The sequence below is a fragment of the Xanthobacter sp. 126 genome, from assembly GCF_000526175.1.
Lineage (GTDB): Bacteria > Pseudomonadota > Alphaproteobacteria > Rhizobiales > Xanthobacteraceae > Xanthobacter > Xanthobacter aminoxidans.
Window position 1 is genome coordinate 3,171,123 of record NZ_JAFO01000001.1, and the last position, 25,132, is coordinate 3,196,254.

Sequence of the window (25,132 nt, forward strand, 5' to 3'; positions counted from 1 at the left end):
TGGGCTGAGTGCTCAACCCTCCCGCCCCCGGCGCAAATGGGCCAGCACGTCCGCCGCGTTCCGGTCCGGCGGGAACACCGGATAGAAGACGTGGCTGATCGCGCCCTCCTCGATGATGAGGGTGATGCGCTTCAGCAGCTTCGCGCCTTCCACCTCGAAGGTCGGCAGGCGGATGGCCGTGGTCAGCTCATGCCGATGATCGGAGAGCAGCGGGAATGGCAAATGGAGCCGCTCCACCGCCTCGCGCTGATAGTCGCTGTCCTGCAGGGACAGGCCGAACACATGCTCCACGCCGGCGTCGCGCAGATCGGCGAAGTGGTCGCGGAAGGCGCAGGATTGGGGCGTGCAGCCGCGCGCGCCGGGAATGGCGTTCCAGCCCTCCGGCAAGGGCTGGCCGGGCACGCCCGTGCGCGGATAGGCATAGACCACCGTCAGACCCGAAAGGCCGGACAGATCGATGTGCCGGCCGTCCGTCGCGGGGAGGTTGATGATGGGCAGCTCCAGCCCCGGCAGGTGCGCGGCGAGGCCGTCGTCTTCCGGCGACGGGAGGTCATCGGGCAGGCTTGTGTAGCCGGAAGTGCTCATGACGCGTCCCCCTGAGAGGTTTCGTAGGAGATGAATTCGAGCAGCGACCCGTCCGGATCGCGGAAATAGACGCTGGTGCCGTGGCCACGGGCGCCGAAGCGACGCACCGGGCCGAGTTCGGGCGTGATGCCATGAGCGGCGAGGTGCGCCACGGCCTCCGCGATCGGGCCATCCCAGCGGAAACACAGATCGGAATTGCCCGGCTGCACCGGCAGACGCGCCACCGGCACCGGATCGACGCCCGGCCCATGCAGGTTCAGCTGGCGGTCTCCGAAGCGGTAGGCGAAGCCCGTGCCCACCGTCACCACCTCCGCGCCGAGCACGGAGGCATAGAAGGCGTTGGAGCGGGCGAAATCGCTCACATGGACGACGCAATGGTCGAAGGCGATCTTGCCCGGCATGACGCCCCTTCCCTTACCCGCGCTCGCGCATCAGGCGCGCCTTGTCGCGCGCCCAGTCGCGTTCCTTGGACGCCTCGCGCTTGTCATGCGCCTTGCGGCCCTTGGCCAGCGCCAGCTCCACCTTGGCGCGACCGCGATCGTTGAAATAGATCTTGGTCGCCACCACGGTCATGCCCTCGCGCTCCACGGCCTGCCCGAGCTTGGCGATCTGCCGCTTGTGCAGCAGCAGCTTCCGCGGCCGGCGGGTCTCGTGGTTGAAGCGGTTGGCTTCCAGATATTCGGGGATATAGGCGTTGTAGAGCCACATCTCGCCCTCCTTCTGGGCGGCGTAGCTCTCGCCGATGGTCGCCTTGCCGTTGCGCAGGCTCTTCACCTCGGTGCCGGTGAGGGAGATGCCGGCCTCGAACGTCTCGCCCAGCTCGAAATCGAAGCGGGCGCGCCGGTTGTCGGCGGCGATCTTGCGGGGGGCTTCGGTCTTCTTGGATGTCATGATGGGGGAATGTGGTCGCAGCGCACCGCCGAAGCAAGCGGCAAGGGAATGGGCAGCCAGCCGTCAGGGGCGTCGGCGAGCGGTGTGGTAGATGCCGAGCACGGTGAGAAGGTCTTCCGCTGGTTCGATACGATAGACGATGACGTAAGGCCGCTGGCGGACAACCCATTCGCGGGTGCGATCTACCTCTCCACGCCGTCCGACATTGGGAGCGATCTGCAATAACGTAACCGCTTTTCGGATCTCGCCCAGGACTCGGGAGGCCGCAGCGGGATTATCCGCTGCTATGAAACTGTGAATCTCGTCGAGATGGCGCAGCGCGGGTGCCGCAAACCTGACCCTCACAGCCCGAAGCGAGCCCACACAGCAGCCATCTCCTGCTCGCTGACAAATTCCATCGTGCCCGCCTCGATGGCGCGGAGCGTCGCCTCGATTTGCGCCACCTGCTCCGGCGTCAGCCGGTAGTTCGCGGCGTCGTCATCCTGCTCGTGCGCGAGAGCGAGAAGCAGGGCCGCGGCGCGGTCCTGCTCGGCGTCGGGCAGCTTGCGGATTTCCGCTATGGCTTCATCCAGCAACTTGGTCATGGGCGAAGCATAGCAGATGCCGCCTCAGTTGATGAGGCCGGCCTGCACCATGGCGCTGCGCACCACGGCGCGGGTGGTCTCGGAGACCGGCACCATGGGGAGGCGCGCCTCCTCGCTCATCTTGCCGAGGAGCGAGAGGGCATACTTGGTGGGCGCCGGGTTGGTCTCCACGAACAGCGCCGTGTGCAGCGGCATCAGCTTGTCCTGGATCGCCAGCGCCGCCTTGAAGTCGCCCGCGAGGCAGGCCAGCTGGAACTCCGAGCACAGGCGCGGCGCGACGTTGGAGGCAACCGAGATGCAGCCGTGTCCGCCATGGGCCATGAAGCCGAGGGCGGTCGCATCCTCGCCCGAGAGCTGGATGAAGTCCGGCCCCAGCACCTGCCGCTGCAGCGACACGCGGGTCATGGAGGCGGTGGCGTCCTTCACGCCGGCGATGTTCTTGATCTCGAACAGCCGGGCCATGGTCTCGACCGACATGTCGATCACCGAGCGGCTCGGGATGTTGTAGATGAAGATCGGCAGGTCCACGGCGTCGGCGATCGCCTTGAAATGGCGATAGAGGCCTTCCTGCGTCGGCTTGTTGTAGTAGGGCGTCACCACGAGGAGCGCGTCGGCGCCGACCTTCTGGGCATGCTCGGCCAGCGCGACCGCCTCGGCGGTGTTGTTGGAGCCCGCGCCGGCCATGACCGGAACGCGGCCGGCGGCCTGCTCCACGGTCCATTCCACCACGCGGTTGTGCTCCTCATGGGAGACGGTGGGGCTTTCGCCCGTGGTGCCGACCGGGACGAGGCCGTGCGTCCCTTCGGATATCTGCCAGTCCACGAAGGCACGGAACGCCTTCTCGTCCAGCGCGCCGTCGCGGAACGGGGTGACGAGGGCGGTGAACGAGCCGCGGAAACGGGACGCAGACGGGATGGGCGACATGGCGAACGCCTTGGGTTCCTGGGAGCTTGTGGTTGGCCGGGACCTGCCGCGAACGACTGGCCCGGCGCCGCGCCGGCTCGGGAGAGCGGCGGGTGCGGACCTTGACCCTTATCCTTTTGCCGCCCGGCCGGAAAGGGGGATGCGCTGCTACGATCGTTGCCATGAGGGCAAAATGCCCTTCGGGAATGGTAGCAAACTGCCGCAAGGGGGTAGCCTGCGGCAGATTTGCCCCGGAACAACCGCCAAGGTCCCGAAAGCCGTGGTTTCGCCCGGTTTTCGGACTTCATTGAGGTTAGGGTTTCGTCAACGCCGGTGGCCGAACATGCGGGTGGGGGAATACGCCACCACAGCCCGCGCCCGCGAGGAAGCTTCATGTCGTCTGTCTCGAGCCTGATGTCCGTGAGCGCGCTTGCGCTCGCCCTCGCCTGGAGCGGGGCGATGCCGGCGGTTGCGGAATCCGCGCCGACACCCCCGGCCAAGCCGTCCGCGTCCACCTCCAAGGATTCGAAGTCGACCGACGCCAAGTCGAAGGATGCCCACGCCAAGGACGCGAAATCCAAGGACAGCAAGGCGGCTGATTCCAAGGCCAAGGATGCCAAGGCAAAGGACGCCAAGGCCAAGGACACGAAGTCCAAGGACGCGAAGTCGTCCACGCCTGCGAAGCCTGTCACGGCCGCAAAGCCCGCGGCGAGCAAGAGCGCGTCCACCAAGCCGTCCGCCGGCAAGCCCGCTGCGGCACGTGTTGCGCCCACCGTCCATCAGCCAGCGCCGACGGTCGGCGCGTCGTCCAGCATCCCCGGCGGCGACCTCGCCGCGTTGAAGGTCGCGGTGAACGCCGCCCGCAACGGCCGCGCCGCCGAGGCCATGGGTGCGGCCCAGCAGCTCGACGATCCGGTGGCGCGCACGCTGGTGACATGGCTCGTCATCCGCCATGCCCCCAACGATCTCGGCTTCAACGCCATCAACGAATTCATCCAGGAAAAGCCGGGCTGGCCAACCCAGTCCACCCTGCGCCGTCGCGCCGAGCGCGTGCTGTTCCAGGAAAACAAGGACCCGGCCAAGGCGCAGGCCTTCTTCGCCGATCAGGCGCCGCTCTCCGGCGAGGGCAAGGTGGCGCTCGCCCGCTATCTCGTCTCCATCGGCAAGCGGCAGGACGCGGCCGAGTGGGTGCGCGACGCCTGGCGCAACGACGAGCTGAACGAGCTCTTCGAGAGCAAGATCATCGACGAGTTCTCCGGCTTCCTGACCCGCGCCGACCACAAGCTCAGGGCCGACCACTTCAGCTACAAGCCGGACACCGACCGCGCCCTGCGCGCCGCCGCGCGCGCCGGTAGCGATATCGTGGCGCTCACCAAGGCGCGCATGGCGATCGCGCGCAAGGAGGCGAACGGCGAGAAGCTGCTCGGCCTCGTGCCGTTCACGCTGTCGAGCGACCCCGCCTATCTGTTCGCCAAGTCCCAGCTGCTGCGCCGGGCCGACAAGCCTCAGGAAGCGGCCCGCGCCCTGCTCGCCGGCTCCAGCTCCGATCAGGTGCTGGCGGACCCGGACGAATGGTGGATCGAACGCCGCCTCGTCGCGCGTGAACTGCTCGATGCCGGCGATTTCCAGACCGCCTACAAGGTCGCCGCCACAGGCGTGCCGCCACAGGCCGACAATTATCGGGCCGAGCAGCAATGGACCGCCGGCTGGATCGCCCTGCGCTTCCTGAAGGACCCCAGCCGGGCAGCCCAGCATTTCGCCAAGGTCGACGACGACCAGAAGCACCCCATCACGCTGTCGCGCGCCTATTACTGGCAGGCCCGCGCGGCCGAGGCGATGGGTGATCGTGGCCGGGCCAATGCCGGCTATCAGGCGGCGGCCAAATTCCCGGCGACCTATTACGGCCAGCTCTCGCGCACCAAGCTCGGCATGGCCCCCGTAGTGCTGCGCGGCGCACCCTCCCCGTCCTTCGGCGCGCGCGACACCTTTGCCCGCCTGGAGCCGGTGAAGGCGATCCACATGCTCTATGCCGTGGGCGCGCGCGACATCCCGCTGACCATCTATTACGACCTCGCCTGGCGGATGGAGGATTCGAGCCAGCTCGCCATGCTCGCGACACTGGCGGAATCCAACAGCGATCCGCGCGGCGCGCTGGTGGTGGGCAAGGAGGGACTTGCCGAGGGCCATCCGCTAGAGGCCGAGGCCTTCCCGACCTTCGGCCTGCCCAATTACAGCCCCATCGGCGACCCGGTGGACAAGGCGGCGGTCTATGCCATCGCCCGTCAGGAGAGCCAGTTCAATCCCGCCATCGTCTCCAGCGCCAAGGCCATGGGCTTCATGCAGGTGACGCCCGAGGCCGGCCGGCAGGTCGCCAAGACCACCGGCGTCGCCTATGACGAGCGCCGGCTCATGAGCGACCAGTCCTACAATGTGCAGTTCGGCGCCGCCGAGCTGGGCGAGTTGGTGGCGCAATATGGCGGCAATTACGTGCTGGCCTTCGCAGCCTATAACGCCGGGCGCGGCAGCGTCGCCAAGTGGATCGCCCGCTACGGCGACCCGCGCGACCCCGACGTGGACGTGGTGGACTGGGTGGAGTGCATCCCCTTCTCCGAGACCCGCAATTACGTGCAGCGAGTGATGGAGAACTACCAAGTCTACAAGGTGCGCTTCAACATCCCGAGCAAGCTCCAGATGGAAGCCGATCTGCGCGGCGGGCGCTGAGCCCGGCTCACCGCCGCCGACGCGGCGGCGGTGCTCCACCCTCGATGATGGCTTTCGCCTGCCCCATCCAGTCCTCTCGCTCGATGCGGCCGGGGAAGGCGAGATAGCTGCCGACCCAGGCGGCCTCTTCCGGCGTCCACGCGGCGATCTGCCGAAGATGGAAGATGCCGATCTCGTTGAGCCGCAGCTCGTTATGCGGGCCGATGCCCTTCAATTGCTTGAGATCATCCGCCCCCTCGCCCTCCGGCGCATCGAGGGCGGTCGGGCGCACCCCCGGCAGGCTCTCCGGCGGGCGCCGCCGGGCGCGCGGAGCGGGGCGGATCGGCGACTGCGTGGCCGGAGGCGGCGGCTCGTCTTCCTCCTCTTCATCCAGAGGCGGCACCGCATTCATGTCGGCGATGCCGAGCCGCGCGAACAGGTCCTGCTGGGGCGAGGGCGCGGGCTCGACCAGGACAGGCGGTTCCGGCTGGGGCTGAGGCGCGGCAGGAACGGACGGACGCTCCACGACGGCGGGAGGTGGCAGGACTTCGGTCTGCACCGGTGGTTCGGCTGGGCGGTGCTTCCGGCCGAGGCGATAGCCGACTGCCAGCGCGGCAGCGAAGACGAGGGTGAGGAGCAGGGCCACCTCGATGGCAAAGGCGGTCATGGCCGGCTCCCCCCATTCCGCCCCAGCGCGTAGCCGGTGGCGAGGCCGATCGCGGCCGCGCCGATCACGTAAGGCCAAAGAGCGATGGCGAGATAGATCATGGCGCGCGCTCCTTCACCTCGATCTCGATGCGCCGGTTGAGCGCCCTGCCCGCCTCGGTGTCGTTGGGCGCCACCGGCTGGCCGGAGCCGAGCCCTGCCGCCGTCAGCCGGTCGGAGGCTATGCCTTCCGCGGCAAGTGCGGCGACCACAGACTTCGCCCGCGCCTCCGACAGGCGCAGATTGGCCGCTCCATCGCCGACGCCGTCCGTATGGCCGGACACGCGCACCAGACTGTCCGGGCATCGCTTCAGAACGGCGGCAATACGATCCACGAGGCCGCGGCTCAGGGCATCGATGTCCGCAGTGGCGCCGACGAAACGGACCGTTCCCCGCGACAGCAGCTCGCCGACCAGCCGGCCGCATTCCGCGACGCTCACCGGCGGGGCGGGCGGGGCGAGCTGGAGCGCCGTCTCGATCACGAACGGCGGCCGCGCCGCGCGCTTGAGCGCGGCCTCCACCTCCCCGCCCACGGTCGCGTCGAGCACCGTTCCGCTCAGGCGCATCTGTGCATCGGCGACGCTCAGTTCGCCGGAGGAAAGACGGGACAGCTGAGCGAGCCCGGCGAGCACCGCATCGCGGAAGCCGGACGGCGCTCCGCCGCCGACCGCCGAGACGTCATTGACCTTTTCGCGCAGGAAATCGCGCTCCAGCGCGGTCTTGATGGCGACGTGCGCCGCCTCGTCCGGATAGAAGCCGGAGACGGTCAGCTCGCCTGCCTCCCGCCGCACCGAGAAGACGTAAGGCGAGATGGACGGCGGCCGCACGCCCCTGGCATCGACCGTGACGCCGGCCGGCGGCGTGCGTACCGCTTGCACCACGGCGAGATAGCCCGCGGAATCGGCCGCCTCGCCCGACAGCACCATCCGCGTGCCCGTCACCTCGGCCGAGCCGGCATGCATCCGGGCCAGCTGGGCGACGGCAAAGCTGGCGGCGCTCGCCCACACTTCGGGCGCCGGGCCACCGGAAGCGAGCTGCAGATCGTCGGCGACCGGCATGCCCTGAAAGCCCGAACGCGCGGCATCCAGCAGCAGGCGGCGGGCCTCTTCGGACGGCGCGAAGCCGGAAAGCTGCACCTGCTCGGGGTTGCGCTCGATCTGCCAGGTAAACGGGGAGGCGCGCGGCGGCTCGACCGCGAAGCGCACGATCTGGAAGCCCTCGGGCGGCTGCCGGCGCAGCGTGAGGAGGATGTCGAAGGAGGTGAAACTGGGCGCGACGCCCTCGATCGAAAGGGTCGAATCGGAGAGCGTCACCCGGCCCTCCGGAAGCTGGGCCAGGGCCGAGCCGGCAAAGCGCACCGCCCGCATCCAGAGCTCCGCGCTCGGCGCGCCGTCGGCGAGCAAAGTGTCGTCCTTGATGCCGATGCCCGGCACGGTCGAGGACAAGGCCTTTGCCACTTCGGCCCGCACCTCGGCCGAGGGAACGTAGCCGCTGAGCCGCAGCACCGTGCCATCGCGCACCGCCGACCACAGGAACGGGGCGGCGACCGGCGGGCGCACCTCGAAGCGCGCGAGCACCATGCCGCCGGGCAATGGGCCGTGCAGGGTCTGGGCCAGTTCATCATAGCTCGCGAGGTCGCGCGCCCGCCCCTCCAGCGCAATCGCGCCATCCGACAGGGTGAGCCGACCGGACGGCAGGCGCTTCAGCTGGCCGAGACCGAAGATGACCAGCGCGGCGAAATCACCGGGCGGTGCACCGCGGGCCCGCACCAGCCGGTTCTGCCCTGTCACCTGGTCCCCGCCGCTGCGGGCGGCCGCGACGATCCGCACCAGGCCATCGGCGGAGGGAACGTAGCCATCAACGGCGATCGTGCGTCCGTCCTTCACCGCGCTGAAGGTGAACGGGTGCCGCTCCGGCAACAGGGTGGTTGCGTCACGCACCACGCGAACGCCGAACAGGCCTTCCAGCGAGGCGCGCACCTTGGTCCGCGCCTCCTCGGCAAGGGCCTCGCCCTCCATGGTGGCATCGCGGCCCTGGAAGCGGGCGGAGGCCCAGGATTCCCCCGTGCGCGCGAGAACATCCCGCGCCGCCGAATCGAGATCGGCCTCGATGGGGCCGCGGGCGAATAGGATGGTGAAGACCGTAAGCGCGACGAGCGCTGCGAGGCCAGCCACCAGCGGCCACAGTCGCTGCCAGCCCTTGCCCCGGCGCGGCTGGACCTGCCGGAGCCCGTCCTCGCCCGCTCTTTTCACCTCGCCTTGCCGCACCACGCACACCCCGCTGTCCGCCCCGCTCTCGGGAGCCGGAAGGGGACTTCAGCATAATTCGCCGTCGCACCGGAAGCCTCGCGGGCGAAGACGGCATTAGAGGGGCGAGGCGGTGCGCCGGACGCCCTCAGAAATCGCGGGAGATGAACAGCAGCACCTGTTGCGCCCCCACCGAAGATTGCGCCGGCGAGAAGGGCGTTAGCCTGTAGTTCGTCGCGGCATTGGAATTGTAATCGTATTGTAGGGCAATTGTGAATTGCTTCACCGGCGTGAAGGCTAGGTAGCCGCCGACATTGAGGTTCGTGCCACCGGATGCGCCGTATGAGGCCTGCACGCCAGTATTGTTGAAGTCGTAGGCTGCATAGCCGCCGAAAAGGGCCGAACTCCAACGCTCGTTCCAATTGTGCAGGAACGAGGCCGTGGCGCTCCAGCCGGACACCTTGTGCACCTCGCCGAAGGCACCGAGGAAGGCGTCCGGCGGGTCGTAGGCCCCGGAGGGGTCCTGCAACCCCAGATAAGAGGTGGCGCCCTTCGCGTACGCCGCCTGGAGATAGAGCGTGTCGCCCTCGCCGAACGCGGGCAGGTTGAACATGGCGCCCGCCTGAAGCGCATAGCCCCAGCCGCCATTCACCGTGGCGAGGGGTGTGTCCAGCGTAGTCGCGCTGACCTGATGCAAGGCGCCGGACAGCTGGAGGGTCCCCCAGGACGCCTGAGATTTCAGGTTGGCCACCACGTCCGGAGCCCCCTCCCCGGCCTGGTAGTCAGCCGGGCCGAAGAGGCTGGGGCCGCGGGCAAGAATGCCGCTCTGGCGGTCCGCCGCGTCTTCCAGGGCGAGCGTCGTGCTGAGGCTCCGCGAGAACTCGTAGGTGTAGGCGATCAGGTTCAGGCGCGTATCGTCGCCAATGGTGGCGGCGTCGGTGCCGAACACGTTGGCGTTGCCGTAGAAATCGAAGAACGACTGGGTGTGGCCGACGGTGAAGCCGGCGAACTGCACGTAGATGTCGCGCAGGTCGAGCTGGGCGGATTTGTTCCCGGTCGGTGTGTTCGGGCCATCGGACCAAGGGTCGGACGTGCGCCACTGGTAGCGGGTTTCGAAATAGCTTCGAACGACACCATATTCCGTGTCGGTACGGGTATCGATGATGAGGGCGCCCGTGGCGATCGAATATGTCTTGTCGTAATTCGGCGGGTAGGCGGAATAGGTGTTGTAATAACCCTCGACCCAAAGGTATCCGCCGATACGCAGGCAGGTGTCTGTGCCCGGGATGAAGAAAAACCCCGGCCCTTGTGCCGTGCAGGCCCTCACGCGACCGTCGGTTGCAGGGGGCGAGAGCAAGTCCGCGGCCGCCGCCTGCCCCTGCGCCCAACCGTCCGCGATCCCGCCGACCGCTCCGAGAAGGATCAGGCAGGGGAGACAGCGCATTCGGATGGCGCGGGCGACCGGCATCGACCCCTCTCGCGGTACTCACAAGCGGCCAGCAGCGGGCTCAGCGTGTGCAGACGCGCAAATCCGTCGTTGCCAGCTCTAGATGCAATCACAGAACAACCCGCGCGGTCCGCGCTGGAAGCAGCAAAATGAAAACGCCGCGCCGCGATCCGCTCATCGCGGAAACGCAGCATAACGTGAAGTAGATTCGAGCGATGCCGAAATCATGCGGGCGCCAGAACTTGGTGGCGCGACCGGCAAATCAACGCGCACTGTAGGGCGCGACCTAGTCTCGCATGAAAGTCGTACTGGCTCACGAAGACGAAAAACTCCTGCAGGGTGCAGGAGTGCAGACAAAGAAGAACCCCGGTGGTTGCCCACCGGGGTTCTTCGTCCGATCGCGAAGGATCAGAAGTTGCGCTGCACCCGGATGCCGCCCGACCAGATGTCGGTGGAGCCGCCGCTGAGCGAACCGATGGTCTTGGACTTGCCGAGGCCATTGTTGTCGATCGCAGCGTACTGAGCGAGCGGGTTGGAGCCGTCAATGCTGGAGTACAGAACTTCGGCGCCGATATCGAGGTTCTTAACCGGCGACCAGATGGTGTTGAAACCAACCTGCCACATGTTGAAGTTCTGAGCGGCGACGATGTTGGTGGGAACCTCGTAGCCGAGGTAGCCAGCGTAGATCGCCGAACGCAGGCCGGGGGTCCAGTAGTGACGGAACTGACCCTGGACGGCCCAGCCGGTGGTGAGCGAGGGCTGACCGGTCAGGTCGGCCACGGCGTCAGCCACGGTGTAGAAGGCGCCCGTGGCGAACAGCGAACCACCGATCTGGGTCAGGCTGACGGAGCCGACCGAGGTGGAGCGCCCCTGGGCAGTGCCAGAGAGGCCAATGTAGGAGACCGCGCCCTGCTCATAGTTGGCCTGCAGGTAGAGGCTGTCGCCAGCGGCGAGCATCGGGAGCTTGAACTCCGCGTACGCGCCGAGAGCCCAGCCCCACTGGCTGGTGGTGCCCATGCCCGGGTAGAAGCCGGCATAGAGCGGAAGCTCGGCCACGACTTGGTGCAGGGCGCCAGAGAGCTGGACGCTACCCCAGGCACCATCATAGCGCAGGTTGGCGACGATGTCGGGAGCCTGCTGACCGCCCTGGTAGTTGGTGTAGGTCAGGCCGGTGGCGCTGGTGGAGACGTTGAAAACGGGCTGCGCGGTGGAGCCGGTCATCTGCACGCCGGTCGTGCGGTTGGCCGCGTCCTCAACCGACAGGGTCGCCGAGAAGCCGTTGCCGAACTGCGCGGTGTAAGCCAGCGTGGTGGTCCACATGTTCGAACCCGCATACGGGGTGGTCAGCATATAGCTGGTCCCGGTGTCGAAGAACGACTGCGTGTAACCGAACGTGAAGCCCGAGAACTGGATGAACGCGCGCTCGAAGTACGGGTTGTTCGCCGGACCGACGCCAGCGCCCGAAGACGAGTTCCACTCGATGCCGAAGCGCACGTAGGAGCGCAGCGTGCCGTAATCGGTCTGGGTGCGGGCATCGATATCCATGACGCCGCGGACGCGGGTCAGATAATCCGGATCATCACCGTCCTTGAAGGGATAGGCGAAAGTGCCAGCGCCGGGACCGTTGAAGTAGGTGCCGGTGTTGGAGGAGATGGCCGGGTTGAAGGTGCCGACGGAGTTCACATAAGTATCGAAGCGGGCGTAGCCGCCGATCTTGATGCAGGTGTCGGTGCCGGGGATGTAGAAGTAGCCCGCGCCGTAAGCAGAGCAGACCTTCACGTATTCAACCGGCTTTGCCTTGACAGGCAAGTCGGCGGCCTGGGCTCCAGCGACCGCGACGAGACCCGCCGCGCTGCCGAGGAGAAGGCTCTTCACCATCTTCATCGTGACCTCCAAGTTTGGTTCCGAGGGAGCGAGTTCCGCTTCGCCGGTGCGGCTGCACCCCGAGAGGGTTCTTGCCCCGATTCCCATTCCGCGTTCAGACCCCCCGAACGCGGACCGGTCGACCGGGGACTGCCCCCCTTCGTCGCAAAGCCAACATACAAAAGGCCAACCTGTGATCAATCCAAACCACGCCGTTCACGGCCTCGCGAGGGTGCTTTTCCAGCGGGTGTTGCAGGAATAGCACGCTGGGTCATGGCCTACCTCGATACCAAACCCCGGACCAGGAGCTGCGGGGGATGATTAGGGTTAAGCTATTGATCAAAATTGTGTATTTTTGCAACACTGGGCTCTGCGACGTGCTTGAACTGAACCATTGAGGCTGCCCGTTCTCTCCGGCCGGGGCACCCACCATGGTGCCGCCGTCTTGGACCGCTGAGCCGGCTCCGGACCCTCGCGCGGCCCCGGTCGGGGCGACGGCATAACGGCCTGGTGACCTGCGATTGCGGCAATCGTTTTCGCCGCCGAACCATACCGTGCAACGGTTTCCCTTATGGCAGCCCGGCTCGAATCGCGACGCCCAGTTCGCCCAGCCCTTCAGCGGTGGGCGAAGTGCCGGGCACCGGCCACGCACAGCACCACCACACCGGTGGCGGCGAGCATGGGCCACGCGATGCTCTCCCCCAGTACCGCAGCCGCCAGCATCAGCCCGAGGAAGGGCTGCAGCAGCTGCAACTGCCCGACCCCGGCGATTCCGCCCAGTGCGAGGCCGCGATACCAGAAGACGAATCCCACCAGCATGCTGAACACCGAGACGTAGGCGAGGCCCGCCCAGGCCGGCAGCCCGATTCCCGCCCAGCTGTCGGGGCGTACCGTCAGGGCGATCACCGCCATGAACGGCAACGCCAGCAGCAGCGCCCATGAGATGACCTGCCAGCCGCCCAGACGCCGCGAGAGGGTCGCGCCCTCGGCATAGCCGAGCCCGCAGAGCACGACGGCGCCGATCATCAGCAGGTTTCCGGACAGGGAGCCGTCCGCACTGCGTGACAGGGCGAATCCCGCCACGGTCGCCGCTCCGACGCAGGAGAACAGCCAGAACGCTGGCTTCGGCCGCTCACCGCCGCGGACCACGCCGAAGATGGCGGTCGCGAGCGGCAACAGGCCGATGAAGACGATGGAGTGCGCCGCCGTGATGTGCTGCAGCGCCAGTCCGGTAAGCAGCGGAAAGCCGACCACCACGCCGATGGCGACGATGGCGAGAGAGAGAAGGTCACCCGCGGCCGGCCGCACCTGGCGATGTGCCGCCAGAAATACCCCGGCGATGAGCGCGGCGATGACGGCCCGTGCGGAGGTGAGGAAGAGCGGCGAGAAGTCGGCGACGGCGAGCCGCGTCGCCGGCAACGAGCCGCTAAAGATGACGACGCCGAGAAATCCACTGCCCCAGCCGGCTACATTGCGTTCCATTGTGCCTCGCTTTCGCGGCCCGCGATACGCCCGCACCGGTAGCGGAGACAGCCACACTCACATACAATTCCGCTAAACTGTATTAGTTCACGGAGCCAAACAGTGGCCTTGCCAAAGCTCGCTACGACGCGCACCGAGGCCCTGATGGCGGAGATTTGGGGCCGCATCGCGGGCGGCGCCCTTACGCCCGGCGACCGGCTGCCGTCGGTCCGCCGCTTCGCCACGGCGATGGGCGTCTCTCCTTCCACGGTGGTGGAGGCCTATGACCGGCTGGAAGCGGAAGGTGTCATCCGCGCGCGCCGAGGCTCGGGCTTCTACGTGACGGGCGCGGGCCTGCCACGGCGCGATCCGCCGCTGATGGCGCTGGGCCAGACGGATGCGCCGCGCGCGCCCGATATCGACCCCTTCTGGGTGTCGAAGCAGTCGCTCGATGCCGGGCCGTCCGTGCTCAAGCCCGGCTGCGGCTGGCTGCCGGACGACTGGATGCCCGTCGCCGCCCTGCGGAAGGGTCTGCGAACGCTCGCCCGCACAGACGGCGCGCTGCTTACGGAATATGGCAGCACGCGCGGCCCGCTGGCGCTGCGCCGGCTGCTGCTGGGGCGGTTCGCGGAGGAGGGCATCGGTGCAACGCTCGACCAGGTAATGCTCACCGGTTCGGGCACGCAGGCCATCGATCTCGTCTGCCGGCTGCTGCTGCGGCCGGGCGATGCCGTGCTGGTGGATGACCCCTGCTATTTCAATTTCCATGCGCTGCTGCGCGCCCACTCCGTCCGTATCATCGGCGTGCCCATGACGCCCGCGGGGCCGGATCTTATCGCCTTCGAACAGGTCCTCGCGGAAGAATCGCCCCGCCTCTACATCACCAACTCCGCGCTCCAGAATCCGACCGGCGCCACCCTCTCCCCCCAGACGGCCCATCGTGTCCTGACGCTCGCGCAGGCGCGCGGGCTCACCATCGTAGAAGACGACATCTTCGCTGATTTCGAGCCGGCCTCCTCCCCCCGTCTCGCCATCCTCGACGGGCTGAGCCGGGTGATCCGCATCGGCAGCTTCTCCAAGACCCTCTCCTCGGCCATCCGCTGCGGCTACATCGCGGCACGGCCGGAGTGGATCGAGGCGTTGAGCGACCTGCAGATCGCCACCAGCTTCGGCGCCGTCAGTCCCGTGGCGGGCGAGCTGGTGGCTGGCATCCTGACCGGCGGCGGCTATCGCAAGCACATGGAGGAGGTGCGTCACCGCCTGACGCGCGCCCGGCTGGCGGCGGCCGAACAACTCGGCCGGCTCGGCATTGTCCCGTGGCTGATGCCGCGGGGCGGCTTCTATCTGTGGTGCCGCCTGCCGGAGGGGCTTGAGTCCGCGACGATCGCGGCACGTTGCCGGGGAGAAGGGGTGATCCTCGCCCCCGGCAACGTCTTCAGCGTGGCCCAGTCCGCCGGCGCGTTCCTGCGCTTCAACGTGGCGCAGATGAGCGATCCCAGGGTTCACGCGTCCCTGGCCCGGGCCATGGGGTGAGCCGGGCGCCTACATCTCCTCGTTCAGGGCATAGACGCGCAGACGGTGCCCGTCCGGATCGAGCGCGACGAAGCTTCGGCCGAATTCGAGGTCGATGGGCGGCAGGGCGATCGCAGCGCCCCTGGCCAGCCATTCGGCGTGCCTCGCATCGACCGCTTCGGGGGCATCCACCTTGAAGCCGATTTCACAGCCTCCGCCGGCGGCGACCGGCACAGGCTTCACGCCGCTGCGTCCCCACAGGCCGAGGCCCAGGCCCGACGGAAGGATGAACATGGCGAAGGTCGGGCTCGCCTCGACAGGCGGCGTTCCAAGGAGCGTCGCGTAGAAGGCGGCGCTCGCCGACGCATCGGCGACGTAGAGGAGAATGTTGTTCTTGCTGGCCATTTGCGGGTTCCTGTCGTGATGGACAGGCGAGACCCTAGTGTTCACCACTGCCAGATTCCGGCAGTATCACGCGTCCGGGCGGCCCTTTTTCTGCGCGATCCGCCATTGCTTCAACAGCGCCTGACGACGCGCGGGATAGCGCTCCTCCAGCAGGTCCGCGACGGCGATGCGGTCGGTGCGGAAGGAGCGGAAGTCCTGGCGCAGCTCGCACCACCCCAGCAGCACGCGCACATGGTCAAAGAAGGCCAGCGCGAATGGCCAGACGACACGCTGCGACGGCGCACCGGAACCGTCGCGATAGGACATCGACAGCTTGCGTTCCGTCCTGATCGCCTTTCTCAGAACCGCAGGATCGATTGCATCGGCCGGAATATCCGCACGCGGGGCGATCAGCAGGGAAGATGCGTCCAGTTCGTCCCGCAGGTCAGGCGGCAGCACGGCGGCGATGCGCGCCAGCGCGCTCAGGGCCGCATCGCGCAGGTGGCCGTCCGCCCGCTCCGCCACCCAGCGGGAGCCGAGGACGAGCGCCTCGATCTCCTCTGTAGAAAACATCAGCGGCGGCAGGAAGAAGCCGGGCTTCAGGACATAGCCGACGCCGGGCTCGCCCTCGATGGTCGCGCCCTGCGCCTGGAGGCTGGCGATGTCGCGGTAGAGGGTGCGGATGCTGACGCCGACCTCATCCGCCAGAACCTTGCCGCTCACCGGGCGACGATGGCGCCGCAAAGCGTGGAGGAGGTCGAGGAGGCGTTCCGAACGGGACATGCCCGCAAGTCTACACCGCCGCCTGCTGCCAGAAAGTGGCAGGTTGGCCATGCCGGCCCCAACGCGCAAAGGGTTGTGGATCCGCCATCAAATTTCACCATGCCCGAGGCTATTTTAGTGCCGAGGGTCCATCGCTGGCTCACGGCATCGGCCAATCTGGCACATTCTTTTGAGCCAATTCTGGACCTATCGATTAGCCGTAGAGCTGTCATGGTCTGAGCCAGAAAAAGATCCGAACGTCGAATGACGTCGAACCTTCCTTCCGACCAGAGGGGTCTGGACCATGAGTTTCGATCGCTTCGCCTTCACCAGAAGGCAGGGCCTGAAAGCCGTACTCGCGTCCGCAGCCGGAGGAGCCCTGGGTGCATTCGGGCGTCTTGATGCCGCGCAGGCACAGACCCGCGCCGAGACCCTGCGCCATGTGCTCGCCGGCACGGTGAACACCCTGGACCCGACCACGCCGGGCGCCACGCGCGAATCCTTTGGCCTCTCCACCGCCGTGTATGATCGCCTGGCCTCCTATGGCCGCAAGCAGGTCAACGGCTCCTGGGTCTTCGACTTCGACAACATCCGCGGCGAGCTGGCGGAGAAGATCGACCGCTCGGCCGACGGGCGCACCTTCACCTTCCACCTGCGCAAGGGTGCCACCTGGCACGATGGCGCCCCGGTCACGGCCGAGGACGTGAAATGGTCGCTTGATCGGGCCGTTTCGGCCAAGTCCCTCGCGGCAGGGCAGATCGCCACCGGCTCGCTGACGAAGCCGGAGCAGTTCAAGGTGGTCGGCGAGGGTGTGGTCGAGGTCTCCCTCGACCGGCCCGACCGGCTCGCGCTGGCCAATCTCGCGGTGCCGCTCTCGCCCATGTTCAACAGCACGCTGGCGCGTCGCAACGCCACTGCGGATGATCCGTGGGCGCAGAACTGGCTCAAGGAAAACACCGCCGGCGGCGGCGCCTATATGGTGGAGCAGTACAAGTCTGGCCAGCAGACCATCCTGAAGCGCAACGAGGCGTGGAAGAACGGTGCCGGCGGCGCCCTGCCCTACTTCAAGCGGGTGATCGCCCAGACCGTCCCGGAAGCCGCCACCCGCGCGAACCTTCTTGAGCGCGGCGACGCGGACATCGCCATCGATCTCCAGTCCAGCGACATCAGCGCGCTGGAGGCCCGCGGCAAGATCAAGCTGGTGGCGACGCCGCAGATCAACGGCTTCACCGCCATCGTGTTCAACACGCGCATGGCGCCGTTCGACAATCCCAAGGTGCGGGCCGCGGTCGCGGCGGCGCTGCCCTACGAGGCCATGTTCGAGGCCGCCCTGTTCCGCCGGGGCCGCCCCCTGTTCGGCGCCACGTGGACCGACGCGCCGAACGGCGCCTTCCCCCAGCCCCTGCCCTTCAGGACCGATGCCGCCAAGGCCAAGGCAATGCTGGCGGAAGCCGGCTTCCCTGACGGGTTCAAGACCACCTTCTCGTTCTCGGCGGGCGTCGCCGCCGTCGCCGAGCCCATGGCGACGCTGATCCGCGAAGCCCTCGGCGCAATCGGCGTGGATGTCTCCATCCAGAAGCTGCCCCCGGCCCAGATGGCCAGCATGGAAGTGGAGCGGCGGGTGCCGTTCTTCATTTCGGCCGGGACGGCCTGGCTGCCGGCGCCGGACTATTTCCTGCGCAACTATTTCACCGGCGACCACCGCTGGAACTTCAGCGGCTTCTCCAACCCGAAGCTGGACGCGCTGGCCCAGGCCGCGCGCTTCGAGGCCGACGCGGCCGCCTATGAGGCGACTTGTCGCCAGATGGTCGACATCGTGGCCCGCGACGTGCCCATGATCATGGTCTGGCAGCCCAACCAGGACGCGGTGATGGCGCCTGTCATCGACGGCTACACCTACTGGTTCCATGGGCAGGTGGATTACCGAGACCTGCGCAGGGCCTGAGGGCATGTCCACGCTGCTCAACATCGGTCGCAGGGTGGGGAGGCATCTTCTCGCCTCCCTGCCGGCGCTCTTCGGGGTGGTCCTGTTCACCTTCCTGCTGATGCGCGTGCTGCCGGGCGACCCGGCGGCGTTCTTCGCCTCCGGGCCGAATGCCGGACAGGCCGAGATGGCCCAGATCCGCGAGACGATGGGCCTCGACCGGCCCATTCCCGAGCAGTTCCTGCGCTATGTGGGCGATCTGGCCCGCGGCAATCTCGGGCAGTCCATGACCACCGGCCAGCCGGTGATCGCCGATCTCGCCGAGCGCATGCCCGCCTCGCTGGAACTGACGCTCTTTGCGCTGGTGCTGGCTTTGGCGCTGGCGCTGCCGCTCGGCATCGTCGCGGCGCTGCGGCCGAACTCGCTCATCGATCACGGGGTGCGCTTCCTCTGCACCCTCGGCGTGTGCGTGCCGACCTTCGTCACCGGCCTGCTGCTGATCTACGTCTTCTACTATCTGCTCGGCCTCGCGCCGGACCCGACGGGGCGCATCGATATCTTCGCGGCCCCGCCGCCGGGGATCACCGGCTTTCTGCTGGTCGACTTCCTCCTGGTGGGGGATCTGGCGGGCTGGAAGGCGGCCTTCGGGCAGTTGATCCTGCCGGCCTGCACCATGGCTCTTTTCGTGCTCGCGCCGCTGGCGCGCATGACACGGGCCTCGCTGCTGGCGGTGCTCGGCTCGGACTTCATCCGCACCGCGCGCTCGGTGGGCATGTCGGACTGGCGGGTTGTCGTGGTCTATGCGCTCAGGAACGCCCTGCTGCCGGTGCTGACCATCATCGGCATCGTCTTTTCCACCATGCTCGGCGCCAACGTGCTGGTCGAAAAAGTGTTTTCCTGGCCGGGCATCGGCTCCTACGCGCTCGACGCGCTGCTGGCCTCGGACTATGCGCCGGTGCAGGGCTTCGTGCTGCTCATCGCGGTCATCTTCGTGATGGTCAATCTCACCATCGATGTCCTCTACGGCATCGTCGATCCGCGGATCTCCCTGAAATGAGCGCCACGCTTCGCCATGCCGGATGGGTGCTGCGCGGCAACCCGGTGACGGCCGGCGCGGCGGCGGGCGCCCTGGTGCTCGTCACCATCGCCATCCTCGCGCCGTGGATCACCCCTTATGATCCCATCGCCTCCAACGTCCCCGTCGCGCTCCAGCCGCCCTCCGCGGCCCATTGGGCGGGCACCGACCAATTGGGCCGTGACATCTTCAGCCGCCTGATCGCCGCGACGCGGCTCGATCTCGGCATCGCCGTCTCCGCGGTGCTCCTGTCGTTCGTGGCAGGTGCCACCATCGGCGCCCTTTGCGGCTATGCCGGCGGCCGCATCGACCGGTATGTCGGGCGTCTGGTGGACGTGCTGATGGCCTTTCCCCTGTTCGTCCTGGCCATGGCGCTGGTGGCCGCGCTCGGCAACCGGGTGGAGAACATCGTCATCGCCACGGCCCTCATCAACCTGCCCTTTTACATCCGCTTCGCCCGCGCCGAGGTGAACGTGCGCCGCCATGCCGGCTGGGTGGAGGCCGCCCGTGCCGGCGGAGAAAGCCACGTCACCATCGTGCTCGCCTATCTGCTGCCCAACATCCTGCCGGCCATGGCGGTGCAGATCTCGCTCAATCTCGGCTGGGCCATCCTGAACGCGGCGGGCCTGTCCTTCCTCGGCCTCGGGGTGCAGGCCCCGACCCCGGAATGGGGGATCATGGTGGCCGAAGGCGCCCGCTTCATCGGCAACGGCCAATGGTGGCTGGTGGCCTTTCCCGGTCTAGCGCTGATGCTGGCCGTGCTGTGCTTCAACCTGCTCGGTGACGGCCTGCGCGACATCCTCGATCCGAGGATGCGCACATGAGCGGCCCCCTCCTCGACATCCAGAACCTGCACGTCGCCTTCAGCACCCGCGAGGGACTGGTGGAAGCGGTGCGCGGCATCGACCTCAAGCTCGCGCCGGGCGGCACGCTCGCGGTGGTGGGCGAGAGCGGCTCTGGCAAATCGGTCACCGCCTATGCGGTGACGCAGCTCCTGGATCGGGCCGCGCGCATCCCCAAGGGGCGCATCCTGTTCCGGGGCGAGGACATCACCCGCGCCGATCCGGCGCGGATGAAGGCCCTGCGCGGGGCCGCCATCTCCATGGTGTTCCAGAGCCCGCGCACCGCCCTCAACCCCATCCGCTCCATCGGCCTGCAGGTCATGGACGCGATTGCCGCCCATGAAAACCTGCCCAGGGCGGTGCTACGGGCCCGCGCGCTGGAGTTGCTGGAGGCGGTGCGGATCCGCGATGCGGACAAGAGGTTCGACGCCTATCCGGCGGAGCTATCGGGGGGCATGTGCCAGCGGGTGATGATCGCCATGGCCATCGCCTGCAACCCCTCCCTGCTCATCGCCGACGAGCCGACCACGGGCCTCGATGTCACCACCCAGAAGACGGTGATGGATCTCATCGCCGGGCTCACCGCCGAGCGCGGCATGGCGCTCATCCTCATCACCCACGATCTGGGGCTGGCCGCCAGCTATTGTCGGGATGTGATGGTGATGCAGCAGGGCCGCGTGGTCGAAGCCGCCCCCGCCGTCGACATCTTCCGACATCCCTCCCATCCCTATACCCGCAGGCTGGTGGCCGCCTCCCCCACGCCGACCTCCACCGTCGAAGAACTGGTGGGCGAAGCATCACGCGCCCCGCGCGCGATCCCGAGGGGCCCCCGCGAGGCGCGGGTGCTGCTCGATGTCTCGAACATCGTGAAGCGCTTCGACAGCACGCTGGCGGTGGAGGATGTCTCCCTCACCCTGAAAGCCGGCGAGAGCCTTGGCCTGGTGGGCGAATCCGGCTCGGGCAAGAGCACCCTGTCGCGCATCGTCTGCCGCCTCGCCGATGCGGACGGTGGACGGATCATGTTCGATGGGGTGGACATCGGCGCCATCCCTCTGCGGACGTTCCACGACTCCCCCTGGCGGCGCGAGATCCAGATCGTGTTCCAGGACCCGCACGAGAGCCTCAATCCCCGCTTCACCGCCTTCGAATGCATCGCCCGGCCAGTGCGGCGCCTCGCCAAGCTCACCGACGCCGCGCAGGTGAAGCGGCGAGTGGAGGAGGTGGCCGAACGCTGCGGCCTGTCGCGCGACCTGCTGACGCGCTTTCCCCATCAGCTATCCGGCGGCCAGAAGGCCCGCATCGGCATCGCCCGCGCCATTGCGGTTGAGCCGCGCCTCTTGGTGCTGGACGAGCCCACGGCGGCCCTCGACGTTTCCGTTCAGGCGGTGGTGCTGAAACTGCTCGACGATCTGCGGCATGACGAAGGGCTCTCGTTCCTCTTCGTCAGCCACGACCTCAACGTGGTGCGGATGATGTGCGAGCGCACCATCGTCATGCGTCACGGGCGCATCGTTGAAGAGGGGGAAAGCCACGCCCTCTTCCGCAATCCGCAGGCCGCCTACACCCGCGACCTGCTCGGCGCCATCCCCCATTTCGAACCCGTGCAGACCGCCACCGCCTGAGGCCGTGGCGAGGCAGGAGAGAACCGACGTGACGACGAGGCTATGGGACATCGGCACAGACATCGGCGGCACCTTCACCGATATCATCGCCGTCAGGCCCGACACCAATGAGACGCGGATCGCCAAGGTTCCTTCCCGACCCGACGCGCCCGTCACCGCCATGCTGGAAGCCCTGGCGGCGGTAGGCGTCGCGCCGGAAGCAGTGCGCCGCTTCGTCCATGGCACCACCCGCGTCACCAACGCGCTGGTGGAGGAGCGGCTGCCGCGGGTGGCGCTGGTGGCGACGGCCGGCTTCGAGGACGTGCTGGAAATCGCCCGCTACCGTCGCGAGGAACTCTACCGCCTCGACATCCGGCCCAAGGCGCTGCCGCTGGTGCCGGCGAGCCTGTGCTTCGGCATCTGCGAGCGCCTCGACCCCACCGGCAAGGTGATCGAGGCCCTGGACGCGGCCGAGATCGAGCGCCTCAAGGCGTGGCTCGTGGAGAACAAGGTCGAGAGCGTCGCGATCTGCCTGCTGCATTCCTATGCCAACCCGGAGCATGAAAAGCAGATCGCGGCGGCCATCGAAGGCGTGGTTCCGCACGTCTGCGTGTCGCACGAGATCAATCCCGAGGCGCGCGAGTACGAGCGCGCCTCCTCCACGGCCTTCAACGCGGCGGCCATGCCCATCGCCGTGGAATATCTCACCGAGCTGGAGCGCCGCCTGCCCATCGGCGCGGGCCTGCAGGTGTTCCATTCGGCCGGCGCCATGGTTCCCGTACCGGCGGTCAAGCGCCGACCGCTGGTGATGGCCATGTCCGGCCCCGCCGCCGGCGTGTCCGCCTCCGCCCGCATCGCCCGCACCCTCGACCGGCCGCGCGTGCTCACCTTCGACATGGGCGGCACCACCACCGACGTCTGCCTGATCGTCGATGGCGTCGCCGAGATGACCGACACCCGCATGATGGGCGGGCGCCCCCTGCGCCAGCCCATGCTCGCGGTGCATTCCATCGGCGCCGGTGGCGGCTCCATCGTCACGCTCGGACCGGGCGGCCTCGCGGTCGGGCCAAAGAGCGCGGGCTCCATGCCCGGGCCGGCCTGCTACGGGCGCGGCGGCGACCGGCCCACCATCACCGACGCCAATGCGGTGCTGGGCTATCTCGATCCCGAGGCGCGGCTCGGCGACACCATCCAGATCGACGTGGAGGCGGCGCGGCAAGTCATCGTGCCCATCGCCGCCGAACTGGGCTTGGGCATCACCGAGACCGCGCTGGGCATCGTCAAGGTGGCGGGTGCCGCCATGGCCCGGGCCCTGCGGCGCGTGACGGTCGAGCGGGGCGTGGACGGGCGCGACTGCACCCTGCTTGCGTTCGGCGGCGGCGGCCCCATGCATGCGGCGGGGCTCGCCGACATGTACGGCCTCTCGGAAATCATCGTGCCGGCCGCCTCCAGCGCGTTCTCGGCGCTCGGCTGCCTGACCGCCGACTTCTCCTTCCTCCAGCAGGGCACGGTGCGGATGCCGCTCGCCGACTTCCCGCACGCGGCCTTCGCGGCGCGGGTCGCGGAGCTGTCGGGCGAAGCGACCGGGCCGCTGCTGGCCAACGGCATCGCGCGGGAGGAGATCGCCGTGGAGCATGTGGCGCTGATGCGCTACAGCGCCCAGAGCGACAGCATTCCCATCCCCTTCGTAATGCCGCTGGACCTTGCGCGGCTCGAGGCCGACTTCCATCGCCGCCACCGCGACCTGTTCGGCTACGCGACGGACGAGGCGTGCGTCATCGAAGCCCTCCGCATCCAGGCGCTGAAGCCTTCGTCGGTTCCCTTCTCGCGTCCGGACGTGGGCCGCGCGCAGGGGACGGCGCGCACGCGCCTGTGCGTGTTCGACGCCTCCGGCCCCGTTGAGACGTCCATCCTGCCGCGCGAGACCTTGTCCGGCGTGGTCCATGGCCCGGCCATCATCGAGGATGCGTGGTCCACCGTGGTGGTGCCGCCCGGCTGGCAGGTTCGCCCCGACGATCTCGGCAATCTCTTCATGACGCGGAGCGCAGCATGAGCATCCTGGACCCCTTCGTCGTCGAAGTGATCCGCCACGGCCTTTCGGCAGCGGCGGAAGAGATGAGCCTCGTCATGACCCGCTCCGCGCGCTCGCCGCTGCTGCGGGAGGCCGGGGATCTTTCGTCCGCCATCATGGATGCGGCCGGCGGGCTCGTGGGACAGGGCCGGGACATCCCCATCCATCTCGGCGCCATGTGCTACACGGTCCCGGAACTCCTGAAGGTCTATCCCGCCACGACCATGCGGGAGGGCGATGCCATCGTCTACAACGTGGGCGCGCTCGGCGGGAATCACCTCAACGACGTGAAGGTCGCCCGCCCCGTGTTCGTGGACGGCCGGCTGGTGGCGTTCGCCCTCAGCCTTGCCCATTGGCCTGATGTGGGCGGCACCTGGCCGGGCAGCTATCTGGCAAAGGCGGTGGACACCTTCCAGGAGGCCATCCGCATTCCGCCGCTGCTGATCGCCGACACGGACGGCGTCAACCGCCCGGTGCTCGACTTCATCCTCGCCAATGTCCGCGACCCGGTGTCGTGCGAGGGCGACCTGCTGGCGCAGCTCGCGGCCACCAGCGCGGCCGAGCGGCGCATCCACGAAATGTGCGCGCAGCACGGCACCGACACCTTCGTCGCCGCGATGGCGCGCCTCCACGACCTCTCCGAAGCCGAGATGCGGGCGGCCATCGCCGACCTGCCGGACGGCACCTATGAGGGCGAGGATTTCCTCGATGACGGCGGGCCGGACGACGCCCCCTCGCGCATCCATGTGCGCATCGAGATTCGCGGCGACGAGGCCACGTTCGACCTCTCCGGCTCCGCCGACCGCGTCGCCACCTTCTGCAACACCACCCCCTTCATCGCCCGCTCCGCCGTGGTCTACGCGGCGCGCATCCTGAGCGGGCGTGACATGCAGCAGAATGCCGGCGCCCTGCGCCCGCTCACCATTCTCACCCGACCGGGCTCCATCCTGGAGCCGGGCTGGAAGGCGGCGGTGGCGGCCGGCAACCACGAGACCTCCATGCGGGTCGTGGATGCGGTGTTCCGGGCCATGGAGAACGTCATCCCCGAGCGCCTCTCGGCGGGTGGCCCCGCCACCTCCGGCCTCCTCGCCTTCGCCGAGCCCCTGCCGGACGAGAGCTGGCGGATGCTCTACGAGGTCCATGGCGGCGGCGAGGGCGCGCGGCACGACCGCGATGGCGCGCCGGCCACGCGCGTGCACCTCGCCAACACCTCCAACACCCCGGCCGAGGTGATCGAGGCCAACTACGCCATCCGCGTGGAACGCCAGTCCATCCGCCGGGGCGCCGGCGGGAAGGGCCGGCACGTGGGCGGCGACGGCATTGTGCGCAGCTACCGGGTGCTGGCGCCCTCCATGTGGTTGACCACCTGCGTGGAGCGCACGAAGATTCCGCCCTATGGCCTGCAAGGGGGAGAAGCGGGCGCGCCCTATGTCATCACCCTCGAGCGCGGCGGGGTCGTCTCGGCCCTGCCAGGCAAAGCCAACCTTCTGCTTGAGGCGGGCGATCTCGTCACCATAGAGGGATGCGGCGGGGGAGGCTTCGGGGCGCCCCCGCCTTCGAGCTGAGGAGCGCGTAA

Annotated in this window: 21 protein-coding genes; 9 read left to right on the plus strand and 12 right to left on the minus strand. The window is 68.1% G+C overall.

The genetic code is table 11. The features are described 5' to 3' along the window. Positions 1-12: 12 nt before the first annotated feature. From XAN126_RS0115120 to smpB, 3 genes are read right to left on the minus strand one after another with little or no spacing between them, the layout of a single operon-like run. Positions 13-585, minus strand: a complete 573-nt coding sequence (locus tag XAN126_RS0115120; RefSeq protein ID WP_024279428.1) for a peroxiredoxin — start codon at positions 583-585, stop codon at positions 13-15. Continuing rightward, on the minus strand, positions 582-986 hold the full coding sequence (locus XAN126_RS0115125; RefSeq protein WP_024279429.1) for a VOC family protein: 405 nt from the start codon (positions 984-986) through the stop codon (positions 582-584). Before XAN126_RS0115125 ends, XAN126_RS0115120 begins: the two co-directional genes overlap by 4 nt. A 13-nt stretch (positions 987-999) precedes the next feature. Then, positions 1,000-1,476, minus strand: a complete 477-nt coding sequence (smpB, locus tag XAN126_RS0115130) for an SsrA-binding protein SmpB (protein WP_024279430.1) — start codon at positions 1,474-1,476, stop codon at positions 1,000-1,002. A gap of 9 nt (positions 1,477-1,485) precedes the next feature. On the opposite strand from smpB, the gene XAN126_RS29055 reads away from it, so the two are divergent. Further along, positions 1,486-1,701 carry a hypothetical protein gene (locus XAN126_RS29055; RefSeq protein WP_024279431.1) on the plus strand — a complete coding sequence of 72 codons (216 nt, stop codon included), beginning with the start codon at positions 1,486-1,488 and terminating at the stop codon, positions 1,699-1,701. Between the two features lie 116 nt (positions 1,702-1,817). Here the strand turns inward: XAN126_RS29055 and XAN126_RS0115140 are convergent, their stop codons facing one another. Then, positions 1,818-2,060, minus strand: coding sequence for a hypothetical protein (locus tag XAN126_RS0115140; RefSeq protein ID WP_024279432.1), 243 nt, complete (start codon positions 2,058-2,060; stop codon positions 1,818-1,820). Between the two features lie 24 nt (positions 2,061-2,084). Next, positions 2,085-2,975: a 4-hydroxy-tetrahydrodipicolinate synthase gene (gene dapA, locus XAN126_RS0115145; RefSeq protein WP_024279433.1), complete on the minus strand. Its 891-nt coding sequence runs from the start codon at positions 2,973-2,975 to the stop codon at positions 2,085-2,087. A 381-nt stretch (positions 2,976-3,356) separates the two neighbouring features. On the opposite strand from dapA, the gene XAN126_RS0115150 reads away from it, so the two are divergent. After that, complete coding sequence (locus XAN126_RS0115150) at positions 3,357-5,684, plus strand: lytic transglycosylase domain-containing protein (RefSeq protein WP_029877236.1); 2,328 nt, start codon at positions 3,357-3,359, stop codon at positions 5,682-5,684. Positions 5,685-5,691: 7 nt separating this feature from the next. Here the strand turns inward: XAN126_RS0115150 and XAN126_RS29380 are convergent, their stop codons facing one another. The 5 genes from XAN126_RS29380 to XAN126_RS0115180 form a co-directional block, all read right to left on the minus strand. Further along, the gene (locus XAN126_RS29380; RefSeq protein ID WP_024279435.1) at positions 5,692-6,330 is read right to left on the minus strand and encodes a hypothetical protein; all 639 of its coding nucleotides are present in this window, start codon (positions 6,328-6,330) and stop codon (positions 5,692-5,694) included. Positions 6,331-6,427: 97 nt separating this feature from the next. Then, entirely contained in the window at positions 6,428-8,620 is a 2,193-nt protein-coding gene (locus XAN126_RS0115165; RefSeq protein WP_155982318.1) for an OmpA family protein, read from the minus strand. A 142-nt stretch (positions 8,621-8,762) separates the two neighbouring features. After that, positions 8,763-10,082 carry a porin gene (locus tag XAN126_RS26405; RefSeq protein WP_024279437.1) on the minus strand — a complete coding sequence of 440 codons (1,320 nt, stop codon included), beginning with the start codon at positions 10,080-10,082 and terminating at the stop codon, positions 8,763-8,765. 387 nt (positions 10,083-10,469) lie between these two features. Continuing rightward, on the minus strand, positions 10,470-11,945 hold the full coding sequence (locus tag XAN126_RS0115175; RefSeq protein ID WP_024279438.1) for a porin: 1,476 nt from the start codon (positions 11,943-11,945) through the stop codon (positions 10,470-10,472). 594 nt (positions 11,946-12,539) lie between these two features. Next, positions 12,540-13,406 carry a DMT family transporter gene (locus XAN126_RS0115180; protein WP_024279439.1) on the minus strand — a complete coding sequence of 289 codons (867 nt, stop codon included), beginning with the start codon at positions 13,404-13,406 and terminating at the stop codon, positions 12,540-12,542. 144 nt (positions 13,407-13,550) lie between these two features. On the opposite strand from XAN126_RS0115180, the gene XAN126_RS0115185 reads away from it, so the two are divergent. Next, positions 13,551-14,918, plus strand: coding sequence for a PLP-dependent aminotransferase family protein (locus tag XAN126_RS0115185; RefSeq protein WP_024279440.1), 1,368 nt, complete (start codon positions 13,551-13,553; stop codon positions 14,916-14,918). Positions 14,919-14,927: 9 nt separating this feature from the next. Here the strand turns inward: XAN126_RS0115185 and XAN126_RS0115190 are convergent, their stop codons facing one another. Together XAN126_RS0115190 and XAN126_RS0115195 are read right to left on the minus strand one after the other, a co-directional pair. Further along, on the minus strand, positions 14,928-15,302 hold the full coding sequence (locus XAN126_RS0115190; RefSeq protein WP_024279441.1) for a VOC family protein: 375 nt from the start codon (positions 15,300-15,302) through the stop codon (positions 14,928-14,930). A 66-nt stretch (positions 15,303-15,368) separates the two neighbouring features. After that, entirely contained in the window at positions 15,369-16,064 is a 696-nt protein-coding gene (locus XAN126_RS0115195; protein ID WP_024279442.1) for a YafY family protein, read from the minus strand. Positions 16,065-16,347: 283 nt separating this feature from the next. Here XAN126_RS0115195 and XAN126_RS0115200 point away from each other — a divergent pair, with 283 nt between their 5' ends. From XAN126_RS0115200 to XAN126_RS0115225, 6 genes are read left to right on the plus strand one after another with little or no spacing between them, the layout of a single operon-like run. Continuing rightward, positions 16,348-17,988 (plus strand): ABC transporter substrate-binding protein, encoded by a 1,641-nt coding sequence (locus XAN126_RS0115200; protein ID WP_024279443.1) that lies wholly within the window; start codon positions 16,348-16,350, stop codon positions 17,986-17,988. Positions 17,989-17,992: 4 nt separating this feature from the next. After that, a complete protein-coding gene (locus XAN126_RS0115205; protein ID WP_024279444.1) occupies positions 17,993-19,024 on the plus strand; it encodes an ABC transporter permease in 1,032 nt (343 codons plus the stop codon). Next, the gene (locus XAN126_RS0115210) at positions 19,021-19,866 is read left to right on the plus strand and encodes an ABC transporter permease (RefSeq protein WP_024279445.1); all 846 of its coding nucleotides are present in this window, start codon (positions 19,021-19,023) and stop codon (positions 19,864-19,866) included. The genes XAN126_RS0115205 and XAN126_RS0115210 overlap by 4 nt, the downstream gene beginning before the upstream one ends. Beyond that, positions 19,863-21,506, plus strand: coding sequence for an ABC transporter ATP-binding protein (locus tag XAN126_RS0115215; RefSeq protein ID WP_024279446.1), 1,644 nt, complete (start codon positions 19,863-19,865; stop codon positions 21,504-21,506). The genes XAN126_RS0115210 and XAN126_RS0115215 overlap by 4 nt, the downstream gene beginning before the upstream one ends. A gap of 28 nt (positions 21,507-21,534) precedes the next feature. Beyond that, positions 21,535-23,538, plus strand: coding sequence for a hydantoinase/oxoprolinase family protein (locus XAN126_RS0115220; RefSeq protein WP_024279447.1), 2,004 nt, complete (start codon positions 21,535-21,537; stop codon positions 23,536-23,538). Next, complete coding sequence (locus XAN126_RS0115225) at positions 23,535-25,121, plus strand: hydantoinase B/oxoprolinase family protein (protein WP_024279448.1); 1,587 nt, start codon at positions 23,535-23,537, stop codon at positions 25,119-25,121. Before XAN126_RS0115220 ends, XAN126_RS0115225 begins: the two co-directional genes overlap by 4 nt. The last annotated feature ends 11 nt before the right edge of the window (positions 25,122-25,132 follow it).

Bases quoted from the DNA above. Each gene is read 5' to 3' on its own strand.
- XAN126_RS0115125 (WP_024279429.1), bottom strand. From the start codon at position 986: ATGCCGGGCAAGATCGCCTTCGACCATTGCGTCGTCCATGTGAGCGAT.
- XAN126_RS0115195 (WP_024279442.1), bottom strand. From the start codon at position 16,064: ATGTCCCGTTCGGAACGCCTCCTCGACCTCCTCCACGCTTTGCGGCGC.
- XAN126_RS0115215 (WP_024279446.1), top strand. From the start codon at position 19,863: ATGAGCGGCCCCCTCCTCGACATCCAGAACCTGCACGTCGCCTTCAGC.
- XAN126_RS29055 (WP_024279431.1), top strand. From the start codon at position 1,486: ATGTGGTCGCAGCGCACCGCCGAAGCAAGCGGCAAGGGAATGGGCAGC.
- XAN126_RS0115200 (WP_024279443.1), top strand. From the start codon at position 16,348: ATGAGTTTCGATCGCTTCGCCTTCACCAGAAGGCAGGGCCTGAAAGCC.
- XAN126_RS0115175 (WP_024279438.1), bottom strand. From the start codon at position 11,945: ATGAAGATGGTGAAGAGCCTTCTCCTCGGCAGCGCGGCGGGTCTCGTC.
- XAN126_RS0115150 (WP_029877236.1), top strand. From the start codon at position 3,357: ATGTCGTCTGTCTCGAGCCTGATGTCCGTGAGCGCGCTTGCGCTCGCC.
- XAN126_RS0115225 (WP_024279448.1), top strand. From the start codon at position 23,535: ATGAGCATCCTGGACCCCTTCGTCGTCGAAGTGATCCGCCACGGCCTT.
- XAN126_RS0115190 (WP_024279441.1), bottom strand. From the start codon at position 15,302: ATGGCCAGCAAGAACAACATTCTCCTCTACGTCGCCGATGCGTCGGCG.
- XAN126_RS0115185 (WP_024279440.1), top strand. From the start codon at position 13,551: ATGGCGGAGATTTGGGGCCGCATCGCGGGCGGCGCCCTTACGCCCGGC.
- XAN126_RS0115205 (WP_024279444.1), top strand. From the start codon at position 17,993: ATGTCCACGCTGCTCAACATCGGTCGCAGGGTGGGGAGGCATCTTCTC.
- XAN126_RS0115140 (WP_024279432.1), bottom strand. From the start codon at position 2,060: ATGACCAAGTTGCTGGATGAAGCCATAGCGGAAATCCGCAAGCTGCCC.
- XAN126_RS26405 (WP_024279437.1), bottom strand. From the start codon at position 10,082: ATGCCGGTCGCCCGCGCCATCCGAATGCGCTGTCTCCCCTGCCTGATC.
- XAN126_RS0115180 (WP_024279439.1), bottom strand. From the start codon at position 13,406: ATGGAACGCAATGTAGCCGGCTGGGGCAGTGGATTTCTCGGCGTCGTC.
- XAN126_RS0115120 (WP_024279428.1), bottom strand. From the start codon at position 585: ATGAGCACTTCCGGCTACACAAGCCTGCCCGATGACCTCCCGTCGCCG.
- XAN126_RS0115210 (WP_024279445.1), top strand. From the start codon at position 19,021: ATGAGCGCCACGCTTCGCCATGCCGGATGGGTGCTGCGCGGCAACCCG.
- smpB (WP_024279430.1), bottom strand. From the start codon at position 1,476: ATGACATCCAAGAAGACCGAAGCCCCCCGCAAGATCGCCGCCGACAAC.
- XAN126_RS29380 (WP_024279435.1), bottom strand. From the start codon at position 6,330: ATGACCGCCTTTGCCATCGAGGTGGCCCTGCTCCTCACCCTCGTCTTC.